This window comes from Salinivibrio sp. PR5 (genome assembly GCF_001996085.1).
In the GTDB taxonomy this organism is placed as follows: domain Bacteria; phylum Pseudomonadota; class Gammaproteobacteria; order Enterobacterales; family Vibrionaceae; genus Salinivibrio; species Salinivibrio proteolyticus.
Window position 1 is genome coordinate 38150 of the sequence record NZ_MUFK01000026.1, and the last position, 21246, is coordinate 59395.

A 21246-nucleotide genomic window follows, 5' to 3' on the forward strand; every position below is an offset into this window, starting at 1 on the left:
AAATAAAGACCAATCAAACACCTAGTGCTTGCCTCTCGAGTCGAGTACTAGGTTTTATTGTGAGGAAAGGCAGATGAACAAAAGTGCTGTGATGGTTTGCGCCGCCACCTTGCTACTTAGTGGCTGTGGGGACCAGGCGACCTCTGCACCGTCCGATACGCCAGCTCGGCCCGCTAAGCTGTTGACGGTAGCTATCGGTCATGAAGGGATTACCCGTCAATTTCCCGCCCAAGTTGAAGCCGATGACAAGGCATTACTCTCCTTTCGTGTATCAGGCGTGATAGAGAGCATGCCGGTGAAAGCAGGTATGGATGTGAATCAAGGCGATAGCTTAGCGGAGCTAGATAGCCAGCAATATCGTCTGCAGCTAGACAAGGCCAAGGCACAGTATCAACTTGCTCAGGTGCAGTTCAATCGCGCAGAACGTCTACATAACGACAAAGTCATATCTGAGCAGCGCTTTGACGAAGCGCGCTCCGCCTTGAGTGAAGCAGCTGCGGGTTTAGAGCAAGCGCAGACGAATGTGAATTATACGCAGCTAAAAGCACCTTATTCCGGTACCGTGTCTTTGCGAATGAAAGAGGTCAATGAGTTTGCCCGAGCTCAAGAGCCCGTTCTCCACATTCAGTCGAAAGATATTATCAATGTCAGCTTTCAGTTACCTGAGCGTTACTTCCATTATTTTAGTCAGCAAGCGGAGCAGTTAACGCCATTTGTGACGTTTGATGCGTATGGCGACCGTCGCTTTCCTGCCCAGCTTAAGGAAATGGATACAGAAGCGGACACGAAAACAGCGTCTTATCGCGTCACAGTGAGCTTGATGCGGCCACAAGCCGTGAATGTCTTGCCGGGAATGGCAGCGAAGGTGAGTGTCACCATACCGACAGATACAGAGACCTCCATTCCTGCCTCTGCAATGATCAAGAAAGGGGAAAATCTTGGTGTCTGGCGAGTCGACCCGCAAGGTGTTGTGTCTTTCACGCCCATTCGTTTAGAGGATGGCAAAGTGAGCGAAGGCCTTGGAAATGGCGATGTGATTGTCGCGACAGGCGCGAGTGCGCTTCAAGAGGGCGATCGGGTACGAGCTTGGGTGAAGGAGCGTGGACTATGAAAGCAATCACAAAACTCTTGGGTATTGGGCTCGGTGTATTGCTACTTTCGGCGTGCCAGCCTGAGTCAGCTCCTCGCGAGGTGACAACGCCGGTGGTGACAACCTTTACGGTGCACCATCAGCAACAAGATGAACGTATTACCTTCCCCGCGGTGGCCGCCGCGGCAGATAAAGCAACGTTAGCGTTTCGGGTTCCCGGTGAGGTGCAGCAAATTAACGTAAAAGCGGGTGATCTGGTCAAGAAAGGCGATGTACTGGCGCGACTTGAACCAACGGACTATCGCTTAGCGGTCGAGAACGCCAGTGCGCGCTTTGATGTTGCGGATGCTCAATATCGTCGCTCGGCACCCTTGGTTGAACAAGGTATGTTGGCTCAATCACAATTTGATGAGCTAAAAGCACAGCGCGAAATTGCGCAAGCAGAGTTGGCGCTGGCGAAGCTGCATTTATCCTACGTTGAGCTGAAAGCACCGGAAAATGGCGTTATTTCTCGTGTCAGCGTGGAGCCATTTGAAACCATTGCGCCGGGGCAAGCGATCATGAATATCCACGATGCCACACGTGCCGACATTCGCATTCAAGTCCCTGATATTTTGTTTAGTCGCAATGCGGGTGTGAACACGCAATCGGTGCAAACGCGGTTGGTTCCCGAAGTGATAACCCAACAAGGCAATACCTTCAAGGCATCGATCGACGAATATACCGCCGAGCCGGATCCGCAAAGCGGTGCCTTTGTGGTGACCTTAACGATGCCGATGCCAGAGCAACAATTCATTCTCGATGGTATGCCCGTTCAAGTCAGTATTTCTCGTCAAGGCTTGCAGTTAACCCGTACAGGGCTCTCTATACCGATAGAAGCGGTGTTTAACCAAGATGGTGACCCGCTTGATCGCGAGCACAGTTATGTATGGCTCTTGAATGCTGAGGACAATACCGTGCACAAGCAGCAGATTGAGATGGGGCGCATTCACGGTCACCGGATTGAAGTGGTTGAAGGGTTGAAACAGGGTGATCGCATTGTTGTTGACGGCGCGAATCAACTGGCCGATGGGCAAACCGTACAGCTCGCGTCACAAGAGGAAAAGAGATCATGAAGCAAGGCGTGGCAGGTTATTTTATTCAAAACAAAGTGATCAGTTGGATGATTACACTGATCTTTTTGATTGGGGGTACCATCGCGTTTTTGGGGCTAGGGCGTTTAGAGGATCCGGCCTTTACCATTAAAGATGCAATGGTCATCACCAGCTATCCTGGTGCAACGCCGCAGCAGGTTGAAGAAGAGGTCACTTATCCGCTTGAAAAAGCGGTACAGCAGCTTACCTATGTCGATGAAGTTCGCTCTATTTCCAGTCGTGGCCTTTCACAGATCACGGTTAAAATGAAACCCAAATATCGTTCCGATGATCTTCCCCAGATATGGGATGAGCTGCGCCGAAAAGTGAACGATGCACGGGGACAACTTCCTCCCGGCGTGAACCCGCCACAAGTGATGGATGACTTTGGTGATGTGTACGGAATTTTATTGGCGATAACCGGTGACGGATATAGCTATAGCGAGCTTAAAGACTATGTTGATTATTTGCGTCGTGAGCTTGAATTAGTCCAAGGGGTGGGCAAAGTACAAGTGACGGGTGCGCAACAGGAACAAGTCTTTATCGAGGTGTCGATTCAGCGTTTGAGCAGCTTGGGTATCTCTCCTAATACCTTATTTAACCTGCTGGCAACCCAAAACTTAGTGAGCAATGCGGGAGCCGTGCGAGTGGGGGATGAGTATATTCGTATTCACCCTACCGGCGAGTTCTCATCTGTGGATGAACTGGGCAACTTGATCCTCACCGAAGCGGGCTCACAAGGGCTGATTTATCTGCGCGACGTTGCGGATGTAAAACGGGGATACCAAGAAGTCCCTAGCCAAGTCCTGTCGTATAACGGTAAGCAAGCGCTGCAAGTGGGTATTTCATTCGCGGATGGCGTCAATGTGGTGGAAGTTGGGAAGAACGTCGATAAACGTTTGGCGGAGCTCAATGATAATCAGCCCGTTGGTATTCAAGTGCATCATGTGTATAACCAGCCCGATGAAGTCGACAACTCGGTCAGCGGCTTTGTGTCTAGTCTCGGGCAAGCGGTGGCGATCGTTATTATCGTGTTGCTCTTTTTTATGGGACTGCGCTCGGGCCTTTTAATTGGCTTGGTTTTACTACTAACCGTGCTGGGCACGTTCGTGTTTATGCGCTACTTCGATATTAATTTACAGCGTGTTTCACTCGGTGCCTTGGTCATTGCGCTTGGCATGCTGGTGGATAACGCCATTGTGGTGGTTGAAGGTATATTAGTCGGCTTAAAACGCGGCCGAACGCGAATGCAGGCCGCGCACGATATTGTCACTCAGACCAAGTGGCCTTTGTTGGGGGCGACCGTGATTGCGGTTACAGCGTTTGCGCCGATTGGTTTATCTGAAGATGCAACCGGTGAGTATTGCGGCACCTTGTTTACGGTTCTGCTGATCTCCTTGATGCTCAGTTGGTTTACAGCCATTACGCTGACGCCCTTTTTTGCCAGCATGTTTTTCAAAGAAACCACCGTCTCCGAGGACGATGAGCAATCGGATCCCTACAATGGCGTGCTGTTTGTGATTTATAAACGATTCTTATCGTTTTGTATGCATCATGCCTATTTGACTCTAGTTGTCATGGTCATTGCGCTGGGAGCCAGTGTTTACGGGTTTAGCCATCTGAAACAATCTTTCTTCCCTGACTCAACCACACCGATGTTCATGGTGGATTTGTGGCTGCCTGAAGGTACAGATATTCGGGCGACCCAAGGCACCTTGGATGATGTCTCAAGCTGGTTGAGTGAACAAGAAGGGGTGAGCTATGTATCGACCAGTGCTGGGAAAGGGTCTCAGCGCTTTATGTTGACCTATTCACCAGAGAAAACTTACGCCGCGTATGGTGAGCTGATCGTCCGTGTGGATGAGTATGCCCATGTAAAATCCACGATGGGACTGGTGCGTTCACATATTCAGCAGCAATATCCGAATGTTCAACTTAAGCTCAAACCGATCACTTTAGGGCCGGCTTCGGGGTCAAAAATTGAAGCGCGGATTATCGGACCTGAGCCGACGGAACTACGAGCTATTGCTAAGCAGGTGGAAGCACGTCTTCATCAAGACCCAGATGCCGTCAATATTCGTCATGACTGGCGCGAACGTACCAAAGTGCTCGAACCTGAGTTTAACGAGAGCCAAGCGCGTCGCTACGGGATTACCAAAAAAGACGTGGACGACCTTTTAACCATGACCTTCAGTGGCAAGCGTATTGGCGTGTATCGTGATGGCACCAATTTAATGCCCATTGTGGCCCGCTTGCCGGATGAGGAGCGCGTTAATATTAATACCCTCGAAGGGATGAAGATCTGGAGCCCTGTGCTGAAAGATTATATTCCTTTGCAACAGGTGATTCTTGACTATGACCTGCGTTGGGAAGACCCCATCATCATGCGTAAAAATCGCAAACGTATGCTAACCGTGATGGCCGATCCCGATCCATTGGGTGACGTCACGGCGGCAACGTTATTAACCCGTGTCCGCAGTGACATTGAGTCGATTCCTCTTACAGAAGGCTACCGTATTGAATGGGGCGGTGAGTATGAGTCATCCACAGAAGCGAAGGAAGGGCTGTTTAGTATTATGCCTCTGGGTTACCTCTTTATGTTCTTGGTAACCATACTGCTATTTAACTCGGTGAAAGAGTCGTTAATTGTTTGGTTAACCGTGCCGCTTGCAGTTGTCGGGGTGACCACGGGTCTGCTCTTACTGAATACGCCGTTCGGATTTATGGCATTACTCGGCTTCTTAAGCCTAAGTGGTATGCTACTGAAAAATGGGATTGTATTGATTGACCAAATCAATATAGAGGTTGCCAGTGGCAAACAGCGCTACCAAGCGGTCGTGGACGCGGCAGTGAGTCGTGTTCGTCCGGTTTGTATGGCTGCGGTGACGACCATTTTAGGGATGCTGCCGTTGTTACCGGATGTATTTTTCCGCCCAATGGCAGTGACTATCATGTTTGGATTGGGCTTTGCGACCGTGCTAACACTGATTGTGGTGCCTGTACTGTATCGGATTTTTTATCAAATCCATTATCACCGTAATGCCTGATACGACTAAGCACCGCAACCGCGGTGCTTTTTTTATGTCAGTGTCTCAAGGTTGAGGCTGTGGATAACTGCAGAACTATCCACAAAAACAGTTAATAACTCGGTGAATTACGTCGCTAAGGGGCATCAGAAGCGCGATAGTTAAATGTCAATATGCTGAGTAAGACTTTTATAGAGCAGTCACACTCAAACCGGATGCTAAATGTAACTATTTGATTGCCAAAAAGAGAGCGTAAGAGGTTGAGTTGGCATGGCAAAGCAGCTTACCGAAACGGTAAGGCTGCTTTACGATAAATAAAGAGAAACTAACTAATTTGCTTGAGGGATAGGGTTAAGTCAAAGGTTGCCATCGGCTCATCGCCATGAAGCGTGGGGCAGGTAGCCACAATGGTGACAGGCTGGTTGACACGCTCACCGGTTTCGATGGTTTCGCGGATCATGGCTTGGATTTTTTGCCCATCGAGGCAGGTAAAAATCACATCGTCTTCTGGGCGCTTATGAAAATCTGCCGTGACTGCTTTGAAAGCGAGACTGATTTTAATTCCGTGTTGCTCGGCCATCGCCATGGCAAGAAAACCGCCAGCCACATCGGCACCTACTGCTAGCGCGCCAAAATACATGCTATTTAGGTGGTTTTTAGTCCGGCGTCCTAATGGGATTCTCATCTGTACGTGCTGATCGTCAATGGCAAGAATCTTGGGCCGACACCAACCAATCATAGGAACTTTGAGAAACCCAAACAGCGAAAGGTGCTGATTAGCGCGCGCCAAAGGGGAAGAAAACATACACACTCCTTGTTAATCTGGTCATACCTGTTCAAGCTACTCGTTGCTACACTGCGGCGTCAACATTTCATTAACAACAATGCGGAGTGGGTAGCTAAGATTGAGGCTGTGGCAGTAAACCTTGATAATCAGCACGTGCAATAAGGGCAACGGTCTTGTTGTCGTTTATCTCTCCTGCCGCAATGCGTGCTCTTGCTTCGGCCATGGTCATCAGACGGAGTTGGATAAACTCATCATCATCCAGATTCATTTCAGTCTGGGTGAGGCCAGAAGCCAGATAGAAGTGCTGAACTTCATCACAAAATCCAGGCACAGGGAGTGCAGAGCCCAGCGAGTACCACGACGTGGCTTGGCAGCCCGTTTCCTCTTCAAGCTCACGCTTTGCACCTTCTAGCGGGCATTCATCACGCTCTAAAGTCCCAGCGGGCGCTTCCAGCAACCATTGATTAACCGCGGGTCGAAATTGATTGAGCAACACAAGGCGGCCATCCTCAAGTATGGGTAAAATGACTGCCGCGGCTGGATGGCGAATGACATGATGCCGATGAGGACGCCCATCCGGCAATACGGTTTGTGTCTCTACCAACGACAGGCGTTTCCATTGGTGGTAAATTGTCTCTTTCATCCCTATCCTCAACGCGTGTTGCACCCGTTTTTAGTGCAGTGTTTTGTTGTAAAGTATGGTAGCATTCGCGACCTTAAATGGCGCTACTGCGCGCTTTGTCATAGAAATACCATTGGAGTAATACCTTGCAATTTGACGATCTGGGATTAGATAGACGTTTACTGTCGCTCATTGCCCACCGTGGATTTGAAAAGCCAACCGATATCCAGCGACAGGCGATTCCTGTTGTTATGGCCGGGAAGGATCTGTTGGCCTCCTCAAAAACGGGCTCAGGGAAAACGCTGGCTTTTTTATTGCCGGCGATGCAGCGCGTGCTACGTACTAAACCTCTCAGTCGTCGCGATCCGCGTGTTTTGGTGCTCGCGCCCACACGAGAATTGGCAAAGCAAGTGTATGGGCAATTGCGTATGCTGACCAGTGGTACGCCCCATAAAGCCGCATTGGTATTGGGGGGGGAAAACTTTAACGAGCAAGCGAAAGTTTTCCGTCAGTCACCCACTTTCGTTGTGGCCACGCCTGGGCGTCTTGCCGATCATCTGAAACAGCATCACTTGTCGTTAGCTGGATTGGAAATGCTGATCCTTGATGAAGCCGATCGTATGCTCGATCTTGGATTCAAGGCGCAATTAGATGCAATCAATGAGCAAGCCAACCATCGTCTACGGCAAACGCTCATGTTTTCTGCGACGCTGGACCATCAGCAAGTGACAGACATGGCTGCAGGGCTGCTTAAGTCCCCTAAACGCATTGCGGCGGGAGAAACGCATACGCTACATAGTGACATTGAACAGCATTTTGTACTGAGTGATCATCTTGATCACAAGCATGCGCTATTGGATCACTTAATGGAAGCTAATGCGCACAAACAAGTGATGGTCTTTACCGCAACGCGCGCAGACACTGAGCGTCTTGCGGAGAGATTTAACCAAGCCGGCTATAAAGCCATTGCCTTGAGCGGTGAGCTTAACCAGTCATCTCGTAATCGTATTATGGATGAGTTTGAGCGCGGCCTTCATGATGTCTTGGTCACTACGGATGTGGCATCCCGTGGTCTGGACTTGCTTAACGTCTCTATGGTGATCAACTTTGATTTGCCGAAACATGCGGAAGAATATATTCACCGTGTGGGTCGTACTGGGCGAGCTGGACATCAAGGTTTGGCTTATTCATTGGTTGGCCCGAAAGATTGGCGAAGCTTTAAAAATATTGAAGCTTTTTTGCGTTTGAGCTTATCTTTCACTGCGATTGAGGGCCTAACGGGTAAATTTAAAGGTTTCAAAGAGAAAAAGTCGGCCAAGCCTCAGTCGAAAGGGCCTGCGAAACGTAAAAAGCCAACTCAAAAGGCGAAGCCGAAAGCACCTAAGAAACGCGATAAGAGCTTTTATAACAATGTGCCTGCTGGCGATACGCCCATGATGCGGAAAAAACCTAAACCAGAATAGAGCAAAATACGGCTTATCGAACAAAAGGAGGGGTATCCCTCCTTTGTTTTATCTATTATGCCGGCGGCTAGCTACAATCAGAAAGATATTCGCTGTATATCACTAAATTTTGTACACCAATGAAACTTTGTATTGCTTAGCGCTATGATGCCCAAAAATCTCACTTTTCTTTGGTGAAACTGTGCTTTTTTGCAGCAATTTAATTACATATTACGTACACTGTGCAGCAATCGTTGCTTGATGGTTAAGCAAATGCGGCTTGGAGTGTGCAGTAGACGGCTGCATACAAGATTCATTGACTATTAATAGGAAACGCTGTGGAAACTGCATTGGTCGTTGCTTTTATCACTGCTGCTGCGTGGATTGTGCGCCGCGAACGTGCCGCGCAATAAGCGCCTCACTAGATAACTTGCTGACTAGGCCCTTTAAAACCTCATTCTGTCAGTAAAAAAGCCTTCTCTTTTGAGAAGGCTTTGTTATTTATCGCGCACCGAATAGGCGCGTACTGAAGAGGGAAGTGAGGTTAGTTGTCGTAGTAATCGCCGTCTGCTACCTCATGAAAATCTTCAACTTGGCTCGCGGCTTTAAAATCCGCAGCCGGTTTTGTAAGCCGTCGACGTAACATCGACACTTGCTCTTCCAAGCGATGTGCGGTTTCGATATTACCTTCTTGATAGGCCTCTTGAATTTTTCTTTCAAATTCATCAATACGTTGAGTCATCACCATCGTTTTACCCTCCGACAGTTCCCACGCACAATGACGGCGAACGTCCTGACATGGGTTTTATCACCACGCACACAAGACACACACCACCTTCATAGGTGGCATACGTATCTCACATAAAGTTAGTTTAATATAGCGATAAAGCCAGTGAGAGAGGTCACACTGACACGGTCACCCAGAGTAGGAAAGAATAGGGTGGATGACCGTGGCCTATTAATACAGGTATCTGACTGAAAAAATCAACCTATTTTCTTCAAGACCGTTTGCCCGCCACGTCGCACCCAGTGAAAGTGTCTCTGTCGAATGAAAGCGGCCACCAAGTTCAACGATACTTTTACTGTCATCTTTGTCGAAAATAATCGAGCCTATGTATGTATCTGCTTCAAAAGATGGAGCTACCCATGCTCTAAGCCCTCCACCTATAACTGTTGTTAATTCACCTGTCTCATAGTGGGGCGCTTCGGGGCGTTTTAGCCAAGCTCCTTCAATTTCTCCGTAGATATCGACAAAGTCATTGATGGGAGCATGAAAACCAGCTCCGACAGAGGAAAACCAGTCGCCTTCAAACTGTGAGTCACCTCTCGCGACAAGGTGAGCGCCGTCAGCGATTACGAATTTGGTCGAAGCGCCTAACCCTCCGGGGTTTGAGAGGACGTCAAATTGAAGGTAGTTATAGTTAAAATTCGTCGCTCCTGCTGCTGATGAGAACAGCAGCGCTGATATGAAGCCAAACTTAGTTAGATAGTGCACTAGGTTACTCCTTAATAATTAGGGCCTAGTTTAAAGAACATAGATCGTACTGTGCAACTTTGGTTTATCAGGTTGTTAGTTCGATATGTGATTTTAAGTTAAATTGAAACTGCAAGTTTAATCCTAAAATTATCTATGTTTTTTTCGTAAAAAAATATTTGCANGCGTAAAGGCTCATGAAGAAAAAGCAGCCCGATGAAGCTGCATGCAAGCACAGGATTAAGCCCATGAGTGTACACCCGACAGATGATGTAAGAATTCAACAAATTAAAGAGTTGCTGCCACCGATCGCTGTATTAGAAAAATTCCCCGCTACAGAGATAGCAGAGAAGACCGTGTTCGATGCACGTCAATCTATTCATCATATTTTGAATGACGAAGACGATAGATTGGTGGTCGTAGTCGGCCCTTGCTCCATTCACGATCCAAATGCTGCCAAAGAATATGCCAGCAAGCTCAAAGCTCTCCGAGAAGAGCTTAATGATGATTTGGAAGTGGTGATGCGCGTTTATTTTGAAAAGCCGCGCACGACGGTGGGTTGGAAAGGCCTGATTAATGACCCTTATCTAGACAACAGTTTCAAGATTAACGATGGCCTGCGTTTAGGAAGAGAACTCCTCCTTGATATTGCCAATATGGGCCTACCGGCGGCAGGCGAATTCCTCGATATGATCACGCCGCAATACATGGCCGATTTAATCAGTTGGGGCGCTATTGGTGCGCGTACCACTGAGTCTCAAGTGCATCGTGAGTTGGCATCAGGCTTGTCGTGCCCGGTTGGTTTTAAGAACGGTACGGATGGCAATATTAAGATTGCGACGGATGCTATTCGCTCAGCAAGCGCGCCGCATCAGTTCTTATCGGTAACCAAATACGGCCATTCTGCTATCGTTGCAACGGCAGGAAACGATGATTGCCACCTGATCCTTCGTGGCGGCAAGGCGCCGAACTATAGCGCAACAGATGTTGATCAGATCTGTTCATCGCTTGCAGGCGCCGGGCTGCGCCAAAAAGTAATGATTGATTTTAGCCACGCGAACAGTAGCAAGCAGTATCAAAAGCAAAAAGAAGTTTGCAACGATGTGGCGGGACAAATTGCTGGCGGCAATGACGCAATCTTTGGCGTCATGATTGAAAGTCATCTGATTGAGGGGCGCCAAGATCTGATTGAAGGGCAGTCGCTCACTTATGGACAAAGCATCACCGATGGGTGCATTGGCTGGGAAGACACCGAACTAACTCTACGTCAGCTAGCGGGCGCAGTAAGAGCCAGACGAGGCGCAAAACAGCAGCGTAAGAGCGCTTAAAAAGAAAAGGGCCAGCGTACAATGCTGGCCCTTATTTTATTATCGTGCGATGGACTTACTGTGTGAGCATTACTGTACTTGAAAGATAGATTGAAACTCACGCTTAAGCGCGGGTTTTAAACGCGCCTGTTTTAATTGCTTGGATAAGTCTTTAACGCAACGTTTAAGCACATCGTCCAGTACCTGCGCTTTGTAGTTCTCTTGCTCGTCTTCGGACATGTCATCGAGTTTGACGTTTTGCAATTCGTTGAGCGTATCAATCCCGACATAACTTTGGCTGATTGCCACCAAAGCATGAAACTGGTCGAAACTGTCGAGCACATTTTGCGCACTAGCAGGGAGCTTTTCCCATGCTTCACGCACACTAGGCTCTGCCGCGTCATGAACAGAGGCTATCATCGTGTACATGGCTTCAGGAGCATTTTCATAACGAATCACGCTTTGCAGCTCTGGGGAAAACTCGTCAAAACTCATATTGGTACTGCTGGTATCGGACATGCACCGACTCTCCTTCACTTTTTATGCTAAGCCCACGTCGTTATGAGCGACTTGCGGCCTTTCGGTCTTTCTTTTCGTTATTTTCTGTACGCTCACTGCGTGTTTGGTCGTCGAGTGGCACGACGGTATCGGTGGCTAAGGTGGCTCGGTTTTCACCTGCGAGTAAACCGCCTTTCTCAATAGTGAGTTGCTCGGTATTGAGCACGCCTTTCATTTTACCTTGCGAGAGAATGTCAATCGCATCGGCTTCGCATTGTCCTTCAACCAAACCGTTAATCGTAATATGCTTGGCATGAATCGTACCGCGGAAGTGTCCGGTTGCTGAGATAACCACGGCATTAGCCTGAGTGATATTGCCTTCACCAAAGCCATCAATTTGGATATCTCCGTCAAGCTCAATGTCACCAACAACCTTGCAGTTTTTCGCCACGATTGACAAACCGAGGTTACGGTTTGGGGTTGAACGAAACAGGCCCATAGTTTGTACTCCACAATCCATTTCCTACCAGTATATCATCTGGTGTCAGGCTATGTGTTGCGATCTTTTCACTCAAGCCTGACTAACATGTGATCCTGATACCAGTCTGTGTGCCTGTTTGTGCCGAATTATTCAGCACTTAGTTGGAGCGCAATTGCTCGGCTATGCCCAACTTGCTATAACACGATTATTATCTCGATGAGGACATGGATCATGTCAATGCTATTAACGCCCTATCAACAACGTGTCATCGGTTGCTTGCTGGAAAAAGAAGTGACTACGCCTGACTACTATCCACTGACCTTAAATGCACTCACGACAGCGGTAAATCAAAAAAATAATCGAGAGCCTGTCTATGCGCTCACCGACGCCGACGTGTTAGACGTCGTAAATTCGCTTATCGATGCACGTCTTATCAGCCCACAGGAAGGGAGTGGGAGCCGTGTCTGCAAGTATCAGCATCGTTTTTGTAATACGCCTTTCGGTAATTTGACGTTTACGGATCAAGAAAAAGCGATTATTTGCGTGCTGTTGTTACGTGGCCCACAGACTGCAGGCGAGCTGCGCACAAGAACGCAAAGGTTATTTGAATTTGCCGATATGCAGCAAGTAGAAAGCACGCTGAGTGCCATGATAGAGGCCGAATGGATTATGAAGCTAGCACGTGAGCCGGGTAAACGGGAATCGCGCTACATCCATTTATTTGGTGAATTAACCGAAGCGAGCGCTGAAAGCAAAATGAGACCCGAAACAGAAACGCTAGAGCTAAGCTTAGATAACGCCGCGGTGCCAAACCCATCTCACGGGACGCAGCATGCATTGGAAGCGCGGGTTGATGCGCTTGAGCAAGAGGTCGCCAGCCTGCGCGAGGCATTAAACGCGCTATTATCCAAATAAAAAAACATGAGCGAGTCCTGGTTCGTTTACTTGGTTCGTACGCGGCACAATGCTTTGTATTGTGGCGTGTCGACGGATGTTGAGCGCCGCTTTCAACAGCATCTCAGTGGTAAAGGTGCGCGTGCGTTGCGAGGGAAAGGGCCACTTTCTTTGGTGTGGCAATCTCCTGCAATGAGCAAACAAGCCGCTATGCAGTTGGAATATCGGATTAAACAGTGGCCCAAGCAGCGCAAAGAAGCCTTATGTCAGGGCTGTGATGACGTCCATCGATGGGAGTCTTAAAGGGCATATGCATTGGTTGCTTGACTATGAATTTGAGTAGCGTAGGTAAGGAATATGCTGTTTCAGTAAGGTAAGGAGTTGATCGACGCCCATGGCGGGATAGTACAAGTGACCTTGAATATAACGACAGCCGATTTGGGCTAAGTAGTCCTTCTGGGCTTGGTGTTCGACGCCCTCTGCGACCACTTTCAAGCCTAAGAGATCCGCCATGCCAATCACGGCTTGGCAAATCACTGCATCGTCTTTGCATTCGGGGAGTTGGTCGATAAAGCTGCGATCAATTTTAACCGTATCGACAGGGAAATGTTTCAAATAGGCCAGTGATGAATAACCGGTGCCAAAATCATCAATCGCTAGTGATATACCCGCTTCGGTGAGTGTGTGCAATGTCTGTTGATTTTGTTCCAAATTTTCAATAAACACTTGCTCGGTTAATTCGATTTGCACGCGCTCTGCTGGTACTTGATGGCGTTCGATGGCTTGTAAAATCGTATCAGCCAGAAAACTGTCTTGAAATTCATGACCAGAGACATTGATAGCAAGCATCGGCGGTGCGCAGCCCTCAGTGAGTAGCATGGCATAATGCTCTAGCGCTTTGTTAATGATCCAATTTCCCAGTTGTTGCATCAATCCTGTATCTTCAGCAGTACGGACGATGGTGTCAGGCGAAATGATAGTCCCTCCTTCATCCTGCCAGCGTACTAAGGCTTCAATGCCGACGATACGCTGCGTTTTTAAATCAACCTGAGGCTGAAAATGCAGCATCAATTCATTGCCTTGGATGGCTTTGCGAATGGTGTATTCGATGTCGCGCTTTTGCTGAAGGTGGTCACGCATCGCCATTTGAAATACGACCACACGGTGGTGCACGAGTTGTCGTGCTCGATGCGCAGCGGTATCGGCGTGGCGTAGTAATTCATGAGCCGGCATAGATGTGTCATAGCGATACGCCACACCAATCGCGCAGCTAGGTAAAACAGTCACTCCCTGAACTTGGCATTCTTTTTCTACACTCAAGCGTACCTGCTTGGCGTGTATCTCGGCTTCTAAAGGCGATAGATCGGTGCGCAGCATGACAAAATGTTCATCACTGGTTCTGGCTAAATAAGCTTGTGGAGGCAATAGATTTTGTAAGCGTTTGGCGATGGTAGTTAATACGTCATCGTGAATGCGGTAGCCATGAAGATCATTGATTTCCTTAATATTATCAATGTCGATACAAATCAGCGACAGCGTACGCGTTGCCGAGAGCGTCTTATTAATGGTGTGCTGAATGTGATTAAGCAGTGCATGGCGATTTGGCAGATAGGTGAGGGGATCATGATTAGCAATAAAATGTAGCTGATTTTCAACGTCTTTGCGTTGAGCGATTTCATTTTGCAGTCGAGCAATGGTCGCTTGTTCAGCTTTTCTCGCCATCAAATTGATTTCAATTAAATACAAGGCGATACCTACTAAGATCGTGACGACCAACCCAGAGATGTAAATGAGCATTGGCAAAGATAAAAAGTGTTCCGATTCAGGGCTGTTCCACAATGTGACGACAAACTCGGGGCTAGCGCCGGTTAGCGTGAGCCCAACTTGTCCTGTTGCCGCTCCATTAGGTGGTACGTCCCCGAATACGGCGCGCCCATCACTTGTAGCGTAGAGCGTCAGCTTCTGAAATGTATCGAGATAATCAGATGCTAGGTGGCTGATATGTTCTGCAATATCGAGAGTACCACCGAGATAGTAGTCAGGCGTATTCCGATTTTGCGTATAGATAGGGTGCGCAATATGCCAGTTATGAAGCGACTCTACATCCATATGAGAAAGCTGAGAGTTATCGTCTCCTAAAACGTCAAACGGGAATTGCTCGGGCTTTTCTGCATCACTTTGGGGGTAATGCCAACGAATTGTCCGATCAGACTCAGCCCAGAACAAGGCTTGAAAGTGAACGTCATTCCCCTGATGGGCTAGCACTAATGCTTGCCATGTCGAGTACGTCGAGGGAATGTTTTTTTCTATCTCGCTGGCAAGCACACTGAGTTCATTAAGGTGAGCATTCATGTGACGCGTTAACGCGTCAGCAAAGGATTTTGCTTCGACGCTTAATAGCTGCTCGGTGCGCAGTCGTTGTTGTTCTTGTGCGGTATTAAATAAGGAAAAAGTGGCAATCAGGATAGCAAAGCAGATCATCGCAATCACGAGTATAGCGCGGCCGCGAGGTCGAAATGGGCGCTTCGCAATGGAGAGACGGTCATCGATGTTTAGTGTCGTTCTCTGTAAGGGCATGGTCGTGAGAGCTATATCATGATGGCTTCAAGTGTATGTGACACGAGTGACTCAAGTCGTATCAATAGTGAGACAAATCTGAGACTCCCTCTTTGATAGAGGATAGATAAAGCGTAGCAGCTGTTAAGAGGCCTGCGTGAGGGCACATCAAGAACCAGAGTAAACTTGTACAAATAAAAAATATTGTACAAAAGTGATCCTTCGCCTACATTGAGTTGTACAACAAAATATAAATGTACAACTCTGCGGTCCATGCCGCTTAATAAGAAGAGGTGAAGCATGTCGTTTCCAGTTGGTGTTAGCGCATGTGTGATTGGTGAAAAGGTGCGCTTTGATAGCGGCCATAAACGCAGTCCGTTTGTGACCAAAGAGCTCGCTCCCTATGTCAACTTTGTCCCTGTGTGTCCGGAAGTCGCAATCGGCCTACCGGTGCCAAGGCCGACGATTCGTTTATTAGACAAGGGTAATGTGGGCGACATTCGTTTGGTTGAGACCAAAGACGCCAGCAAAGATCATACTGAAAAAATGGTGGCCTTTAGTGAACGAAAAGCGGATGAATTGGCCCATAAAGCACTACGTGGCTATATCGTTTGTGCCAAGTCGCCCACTTGTGGCATGGAGCGTGTCAAAGTCTATCGGGAAAATGGCTACACCTCTGATATCTCTGGGGTAGGGCTGTATACCCAAGCATTAATGGAACGTATGCCGTGGCTGCCGATTGAAGAAGATGGCCGATTGAATGATCCCATCCTGCGTGAGAATTTTGTGTTCCGGTTATTTGCGTTAGACGATTTATATCGCAGTGTCGAAAGTGGCGTGACAAGAAAAGCACTGGTTGAATTTCACTCGCGGTACAAATTAGTGTTGATGGCGCACTCGCCTGAGCGTTACCGAGAATTGGGCCGTTTTATGGCGAACATCGCGGAGTACGATATTGATGATTTCTTCCACCAGTATCGCACGCAGTTTATGCAGTCGTTGGCTATCCGTGCGACGCGGAAAAAGCACACCAATGTGCTGATGCACCTGCAAGGCTATTTTAAGAACAACTTAGACAAGAGCCAAAAAGCAGAGCTGACTCACCTTATTCATGCTTACCGTCAAGGCACGATGCCGCTGTTAGCGCCGTTGACCCTCATTGCTCACCATTTGCACAACCACCCAGATGATTACCTTGCTAGTCAAGCGTATCTGAAGCCGTATCCAGATGCCTTAAGGTTACGTTATGGACTCTAATCCCGAAAGCACGCTGACGATCAGCCAAGTCGCTGATCGTACCGGCGTTAATCCAGTGACATTGCGCGCATGGCAACGCCGTTATGGCTTGCTGTCTCCGGCTAGAACACCGAAAGGTCATCGTCTTTACAGTGATGAAGACGTCGCCATGATTGGCCGGATATTACGCTGGCTCGACAAAGGTGTCCCGATCAGCAAAGTGAAACCGTTACTGTCGCAAACCGAGACCCAAATAGATAGCGAAGATGACACGTTAGCCCGTGAGCTGATGAAGTTGATTCATGACTTATCACTGAAAAAACTCGGCCAGCACGTTGAAACCTTATTAAAAGAATATCCGTTTTATTGGCTCATCGAACACGTCTTTACGCCGCTTGATACGTGGTTGGATGAGGAGCAAAGTGCCATCAGTTCTCTGCAGAAAGATATGTGGCGCAGTACGGTGATCGAAAAATGCCAAGCGGCAATGCTGGCGAACGCAAAACGCAACAGTAAGTTCCCTTGTTGGTTAGTGACACTTACTGACACAGAAGATTATCAGCGCACTATGATGGCAATGCGTCTGAATGAGAAAGGTTACAACGTCACTATCTTGCGTGAGCCACATTCCCAACTTGGCCTTATCCTCGAAGTGATGCGAGAGCAAAAGATCCCCACGCTCGCAGTGATGGCTGCGCACCGTCTCGATCGTTCCCAGCTTAATCAGCTACGGCAGTGTTACGCACAATCTGACATTCACATTGTGAGCCAGCCATTTATTTGCTCCGTACATGGAGACGAGCTAAAAGAACTCAAGGAGAACAATCCGTTATGCATTTAGTTTGGTTTCGACGCGATCTGCGCTGCCTTGACAATCGTGCACTGCATGCAGCGTGCGAAGCAAACGAGCCTGTTGTGGGCCTTTTTGTGGAAACACCGGATCAATGGGCTGCCCACCATATGGCCCCGATTCAGGCGGGATTGATTGAAGCAAGGCTTAAGGCGCTGCGTGACGAACTCAGTACACTTAACATTCCGCTGTTGGTGACAAGAGCCGCTGACTATAAGAAGGCGTCTGAAACGGTCGCAACCCTTGCGAACTCGCTGAACGTCAACGCTGTGTTTGTGAATCGTGAATACGAGCTGAATGAGCAAAATCGCGATCGCCAAGCACAGCAACGACTAGAGGAGCAGGGCATTGRTTGGTACGCCTACCATGACCGCAATCTATTTGCGCCCGGCACGATTCGTTCTGGGAAAGGCGATGCGTATAAAGTCTTTACCCCGTTTAAAAAAGCCTGTCTACGTGCATTAGAAGGCATGGATCAGTCACCGCTCAAGGCGCCAGCTGCTCGTGCTGATGATACGCGGTTAACTACTATTTTTGCTTCTCTTGAGCCGATTGAATTTGACTATCCAACCGAGGCCGTCTCGGCATGGCCGACCACGGAAAAAGCCATCTTAGATAAGTTACGCACTTATTGCCGAGAACAAGCCGCAGATTACAAGGCGCAACGGGATTTCCCTGCCATTGATGGCACCAGTCAGCTGTCACCGTATCTTGCCATTGGCGCATTGTCCCCTCGCCAATGCTTAGCGCGACTGCAATCTGAGCATCCGCACTGGCGCGAGCCCGATTCAGGCGCAGCAACTTGGTTGTCAGAGTTAATCTGGCGCGATTTCTATCAAGAAGTGAGTGCTCAAAACCCCAGTATTAGCAAAAAGCATTGCTTTTTAGAGTGGGGAGAGTCTGTGGTATGGGATAACGACAAAGCGCGCTTTGAAGCGTGGAAAGCGGGTAAAACCGGCTTTCCGATTGTGGATGCTGCGATGCAGCAATTAAACACCACCGGATGGATGCATAACCGACTGCGGATGATAGTGGCCAGCTTTTTAACCAAGGACTTGCTCATCGATTGGCGTTGGGGGGAGGACTACTTTATGTCCAAGCTGATTGACGGCGACTTTGCGTCCAACAACGGAGGTTGGCAATGGTCAGCGTCAGTTGGCACCGATGCGCAGCCTTACTTTCGAATTTTTAATCCGACAACCCAAGGGGAGCGCTTCGACAGTGATGGGCGCTTCATACGTCGTTGGCTACCAGCACTAAAAGAGGTGCCTGGTAAGCAAATTCATCAACCTTGGTCGTGGGCGGAAAAGTATGCGCGGTCATTGGATTACCCCAAACCGATTATTGATCATGCTAAGCAGCGCAAACAGGCATTAGCGATTTTTGAGGCGGCCAAAAATCAGCCCAAGGAGTCTGCATAATGGAGAGCGGGAGCGTTCAAACTCAAGTGGTGCGTTTTGCGCAAGTCTATCAAGCACTCAGTAAAGACAATTTGGCATCGCTTGAAACGATCTACCACCCCGACATTGTGTTTATCGACCCAGCGCACCGTATTGAAGGGCTATCTGCGTTCTTAGCGTACTTTGCTTCCTTGTATCAAAACGTTACCAGCTGTCAGTTTGATATTCACCATACGACGGCTGGCGACAGTGATGCGTTCGTGACGTGGACCATGACGTTTTCTCATCCGCGTGTGCAACAAGGCAGACCGAGACAGGTGCATGGTTGCTCGCATTTGACGTTTACGGATGGGCGAATCAGTCGTCACCGCGACTATTTTGACATGGGCGAAATGATTTATGAGGCCTTGCCGTTGATGGGTCGACTACTCACTTACATAAAAGCGAGGTTAGGACAATGAAACAGGTTGTGATTACTGGCGCGACATCGGGGATTGGCGAGCAATTAGCGCGAGACTATGCGCGCCAAGGGTGGCGCGTTATTGCGTGTGGTCGTAACAAAGACAAGCTCGATGCGATGCAGCGCGATCATGCTTCTCTCGAGCCGTTAGTGTTTGATGCCACAGACAGGGACCAAACCCATCAAGCGCTCGGTGCCTTATCAGCAAGCTCTGATTTGGTGATCCTAAATGCCGGCACCTGTGAATACATCGACTACGGAAAAATCGATGTACCCTTGTTTAAACGCGTATTCGATATCAACGTGTTTGGCGTCCTTAATTGTATCGAAGCCTTGCAGGCAAGCTTTGTGCCGGGCACCCATTTGGCAATCGTTGGCTCTTCAGCGAGTTACATGCCTTTACCGCGTGCAGAGGCGTATGGTGCGTCTAAAGCCGCTATCAGTTATCTAGCCAATACGCTATCGGTTGATCTCGCTCATCAAGGAGTGACAGTGTCACTCGTTTCGCCTGGGTTTGTTAAAACGCCACTAACGGATAAAAACGATTTCTCCATGCCGATGCGGGTGACCGTCGAGCAAGCGTCGGCGGCCATTCAAGCAGGGCTTGAGAAACGCAAAGCAGAAGTTCACTTTCCGCGTAAGTTTACCTATTTCCTGAAAATTATCGCCTTACTCCCTACATCATGGCAGATCGCCATTGCTCGACGCATGACAAGGAAACAAGCATGAAAATTGCCATTATCGGCTCCGGTATTGCGGGCCTGACATGTGCCCACTATTTAAATAAGCGTCATGACATTCAGCTCTTTGAAGCCAATGACTATCTCGGTGGCCACACGGCGACCGTTGACGTAGAAGTTGAGAGTGGACGCTATGCGATCGACACGGGCTTTATCGTGTTTAACGATCGTACTTATCCGAATTATGAACGTTTACTGGAAGAGATCGGGGTGGGTCGACAGCCTTCTGAGATGAGTTTTAGTGTGCGTAACGATGAAAATGGTCTGGAATACAACGGACACAGCTTAGCGTCACTGTTTGCGCAAAAACGCAATGTGGTGAATGTTCGGTTTTACCGTTTCTTAGCCGAGATTATGCGTTTTAACCGTTTGGCGCGTGAGGCCCATCAGCGCGGCCAAGCGTCAGATACATTGGCTATGCACACCTTGGGAGAGTTCCTTAACCAGCACGGGTTTAGCGATTACTTCTGTCAAAACTATATTCTACCGATGGGGGCGGCAATATGGTCTTCAACACTTTCAGATATGCGCGGGTTTCCTCTGGCATTTTTCCTCCGTTTTTTCCAAAATCACGGCTTGCTGGATATTACGAATCGCCCGCAGTGGTACGTCATTCCGGGTGGCTCGCGTGAATATGTTAGAAAGCTCACCCCAGCGTTTGCTGAAAAGATCCAATTAAACACCCCCGTTAGGCAAGTAACCCGTCACCAGCACGGCGTTGTGCTCACCACAGAGAGTGGCGAGTATCAGTTCGATAATGTCATTTTTGCTTGCCATAGCGATCAAGCCCTGTCGATGCTAGCCGATCCTTCAACAGCTGAACGTGAAGTGTTAGGCGCAATTCCGTATCAAGATAACGAGGTTGTGCTCCATACCGATACCTCACTACTTCCCACTCGCAAAGGGGCATGGGCGAGCTGGAACTATCATCTGCCCGTGTCAGAAGATATAGACACGCAACCTGCAGCTTTGACCTACAATATGAATATATTGCAGTCAATTCAGGCGCCTGAAACCTTCTGTGTCACGCTAAATCAAACGGATCGAATCGATCCGAGTAAGATTTTACGGCAGTTTGTGTATGCGCATCCGGTATTTAATACCGAAAGCGTCGCCGCGCAGCAACAGCGCCATCGAATTAATGGCCAGCAACGAAGCTGGTTCTGTGGCGCCTACTGGTACAACGGCTTCCATGAAGATGGTGTGCGCAGTGCGCTCGATGTAGTTGAGGAAATGAGTTAGTGAGTACA

Annotated in this window: 20 protein-coding genes; 13 read left to right on the forward strand and 7 right to left on the reverse strand. The window is 48.6% G+C overall.

The annotated features are described in order from the left end of the window. The first annotated feature begins 73 nt into the window (after positions 1–73). The 3 genes from BZG82_RS10360 to BZG82_RS10370 are packed head-to-tail and all read left to right on the forward strand — an operon-like array spanning position 74 to position 5270. Positions 74–1111, forward strand: coding sequence for an efflux RND transporter periplasmic adaptor subunit (locus BZG82_RS10360; protein WP_241825758.1), 1038 nt, complete (start codon positions 74–76; stop codon positions 1109–1111). Next, complete coding sequence (locus BZG82_RS10365) at positions 1108–2205, forward strand: efflux RND transporter periplasmic adaptor subunit (protein WP_077765800.1); 1098 nt, start codon at positions 1108–1110, stop codon at positions 2203–2205. Before BZG82_RS10360 ends, BZG82_RS10365 begins: the two co-directional genes overlap by 4 nt. Then, complete coding sequence (locus BZG82_RS10370) at positions 2202–5270, forward strand: efflux RND transporter permease subunit (protein ID WP_077765801.1); 3069 nt, start codon at positions 2202–2204, stop codon at positions 5268–5270. Before BZG82_RS10365 ends, BZG82_RS10370 begins: the two co-directional genes overlap by 4 nt. A 304-nt stretch (positions 5271–5574) precedes the next feature. Here the strand turns inward: BZG82_RS10370 and BZG82_RS10375 are convergent, their stop codons facing one another. Together BZG82_RS10375 and BZG82_RS10380 are read right to left on the reverse strand one after the other, a co-directional pair. Next, positions 5575–6054 carry a PaaI family thioesterase gene (locus tag BZG82_RS10375; protein ID WP_077457486.1) on the reverse strand — a complete coding sequence of 160 codons (480 nt, stop codon included), beginning with the start codon at positions 6052–6054 and terminating at the stop codon, positions 5575–5577. A 94-nt stretch (positions 6055–6148) separates the two neighbouring features. Next, positions 6149–6679, reverse strand: a complete 531-nt coding sequence (locus BZG82_RS10380) for an NUDIX hydrolase (protein ID WP_077765802.1) — start codon at positions 6677–6679, stop codon at positions 6149–6151. A gap of 125 nt (positions 6680–6804) precedes the next feature. Here BZG82_RS10380 and BZG82_RS10385 point away from each other — a divergent pair, with 125 nt between their 5' ends. After that, the gene (locus tag BZG82_RS10385; protein WP_077678033.1) at positions 6805–8121 is read left to right on the forward strand and encodes a DEAD/DEAH box helicase; all 1317 of its coding nucleotides are present in this window, start codon (positions 6805–6807) and stop codon (positions 8119–8121) included. Positions 8122–8644: 523 nt separating this feature from the next. On the opposite strand, the gene BZG82_RS10390 is transcribed toward BZG82_RS10385, so the two are convergent. After that, complete coding sequence (locus BZG82_RS10390; protein WP_131825065.1) at positions 8645–8842, reverse strand: hypothetical protein; 198 nt, start codon at positions 8840–8842, stop codon at positions 8645–8647. Positions 8843–9058: 216 nt separating this feature from the next. Next, positions 9059–9595, reverse strand: coding sequence for a hypothetical protein (locus BZG82_RS10395; protein WP_077480029.1), 537 nt, complete (start codon positions 9593–9595; stop codon positions 9059–9061). A 227-nt stretch (positions 9596–9822) separates the two neighbouring features. Between BZG82_RS10395 and aroG the strand changes: the two genes are divergently transcribed. Continuing rightward, on the forward strand, positions 9823–10902 hold the full coding sequence (aroG, locus tag BZG82_RS10400) for a 3-deoxy-7-phosphoheptulonate synthase AroG (protein WP_077662422.1): 1080 nt from the start codon (positions 9823–9825) through the stop codon (positions 10900–10902). Between the two features lie 69 nt (positions 10903–10971). On the opposite strand, the gene BZG82_RS10405 is transcribed toward aroG, so the two are convergent. Then, positions 10972–11400, reverse strand: a complete 429-nt coding sequence (locus BZG82_RS10405; RefSeq protein WP_077480031.1) for a DUF3069 domain-containing protein — start codon at positions 11398–11400, stop codon at positions 10972–10974. A 40-nt stretch (positions 11401–11440) separates the two neighbouring features. Beyond that, positions 11441–11878: a bactofilin family protein gene (locus BZG82_RS10410; protein ID WP_077457476.1), complete on the reverse strand. Its 438-nt coding sequence runs from the start codon at positions 11876–11878 to the stop codon at positions 11441–11443. A 213-nt stretch (positions 11879–12091) separates the two neighbouring features. Here BZG82_RS10410 and BZG82_RS10415 point away from each other — a divergent pair, with 213 nt between their 5' ends. Then, positions 12092–12775, forward strand: coding sequence for a YceH family protein (locus BZG82_RS10415; RefSeq protein ID WP_077765803.1), 684 nt, complete (start codon positions 12092–12094; stop codon positions 12773–12775). A 6-nt stretch (positions 12776–12781) separates the two neighbouring features. Further along, the gene (locus BZG82_RS10420; protein ID WP_077765804.1) at positions 12782–13057 is read left to right on the forward strand and encodes a GIY-YIG nuclease family protein; all 276 of its coding nucleotides are present in this window, start codon (positions 12782–12784) and stop codon (positions 13055–13057) included. 24 nt (positions 13058–13081) lie between these two features. Here the strand turns inward: BZG82_RS10420 and BZG82_RS10425 are convergent, their stop codons facing one another. Beyond that, positions 13082–15331, reverse strand: coding sequence for a putative bifunctional diguanylate cyclase/phosphodiesterase (locus BZG82_RS10425; protein ID WP_077765805.1), 2250 nt, complete (start codon positions 15329–15331; stop codon positions 13082–13084). Between the two features lie 279 nt (positions 15332–15610). On the opposite strand from BZG82_RS10425, the gene BZG82_RS10430 reads away from it, so the two are divergent. From BZG82_RS10430 to BZG82_RS10455, 6 genes are read left to right on the forward strand one after another with little or no spacing between them, the layout of a single operon-like run. Further along, on the forward strand, positions 15611–16567 hold the full coding sequence (locus tag BZG82_RS10430; RefSeq protein ID WP_077765806.1) for a YbgA family protein: 957 nt from the start codon (positions 15611–15613) through the stop codon (positions 16565–16567). Further along, a complete protein-coding gene (locus BZG82_RS10435) occupies positions 16557–17387 on the forward strand; it encodes a MerR family transcriptional regulator (protein WP_069586452.1) in 831 nt (276 codons plus the stop codon). The genes BZG82_RS10430 and BZG82_RS10435 overlap by 11 nt, the downstream gene beginning before the upstream one ends. Further along, entirely contained in the window at positions 17378–18817 is a 1440-nt protein-coding gene (gene phrB, locus BZG82_RS10440) for a deoxyribodipyrimidine photo-lyase (protein WP_077765807.1), read from the forward strand. Before BZG82_RS10435 ends, phrB begins: the two co-directional genes overlap by 10 nt. Next, positions 18817–19257 (forward strand): nuclear transport factor 2 family protein, encoded by a 441-nt coding sequence (locus BZG82_RS10445; protein WP_077675252.1) that lies wholly within the window; start codon positions 18817–18819, stop codon positions 19255–19257. The genes phrB and BZG82_RS10445 overlap by 1 nt, the downstream gene beginning before the upstream one ends. Then, on the forward strand, positions 19254–19985 hold the full coding sequence (locus BZG82_RS10450) for an SDR family NAD(P)-dependent oxidoreductase (RefSeq protein WP_077765808.1): 732 nt from the start codon (positions 19254–19256) through the stop codon (positions 19983–19985). The genes BZG82_RS10445 and BZG82_RS10450 overlap by 4 nt, the downstream gene beginning before the upstream one ends. Continuing rightward, positions 19982–21238, forward strand: a complete 1257-nt coding sequence (locus tag BZG82_RS10455; RefSeq protein ID WP_077765809.1) for an NAD(P)/FAD-dependent oxidoreductase — start codon at positions 19982–19984, stop codon at positions 21236–21238. The genes BZG82_RS10450 and BZG82_RS10455 overlap by 4 nt, the downstream gene beginning before the upstream one ends. Positions 21239–21246: the final 8 nt, after the last annotated feature.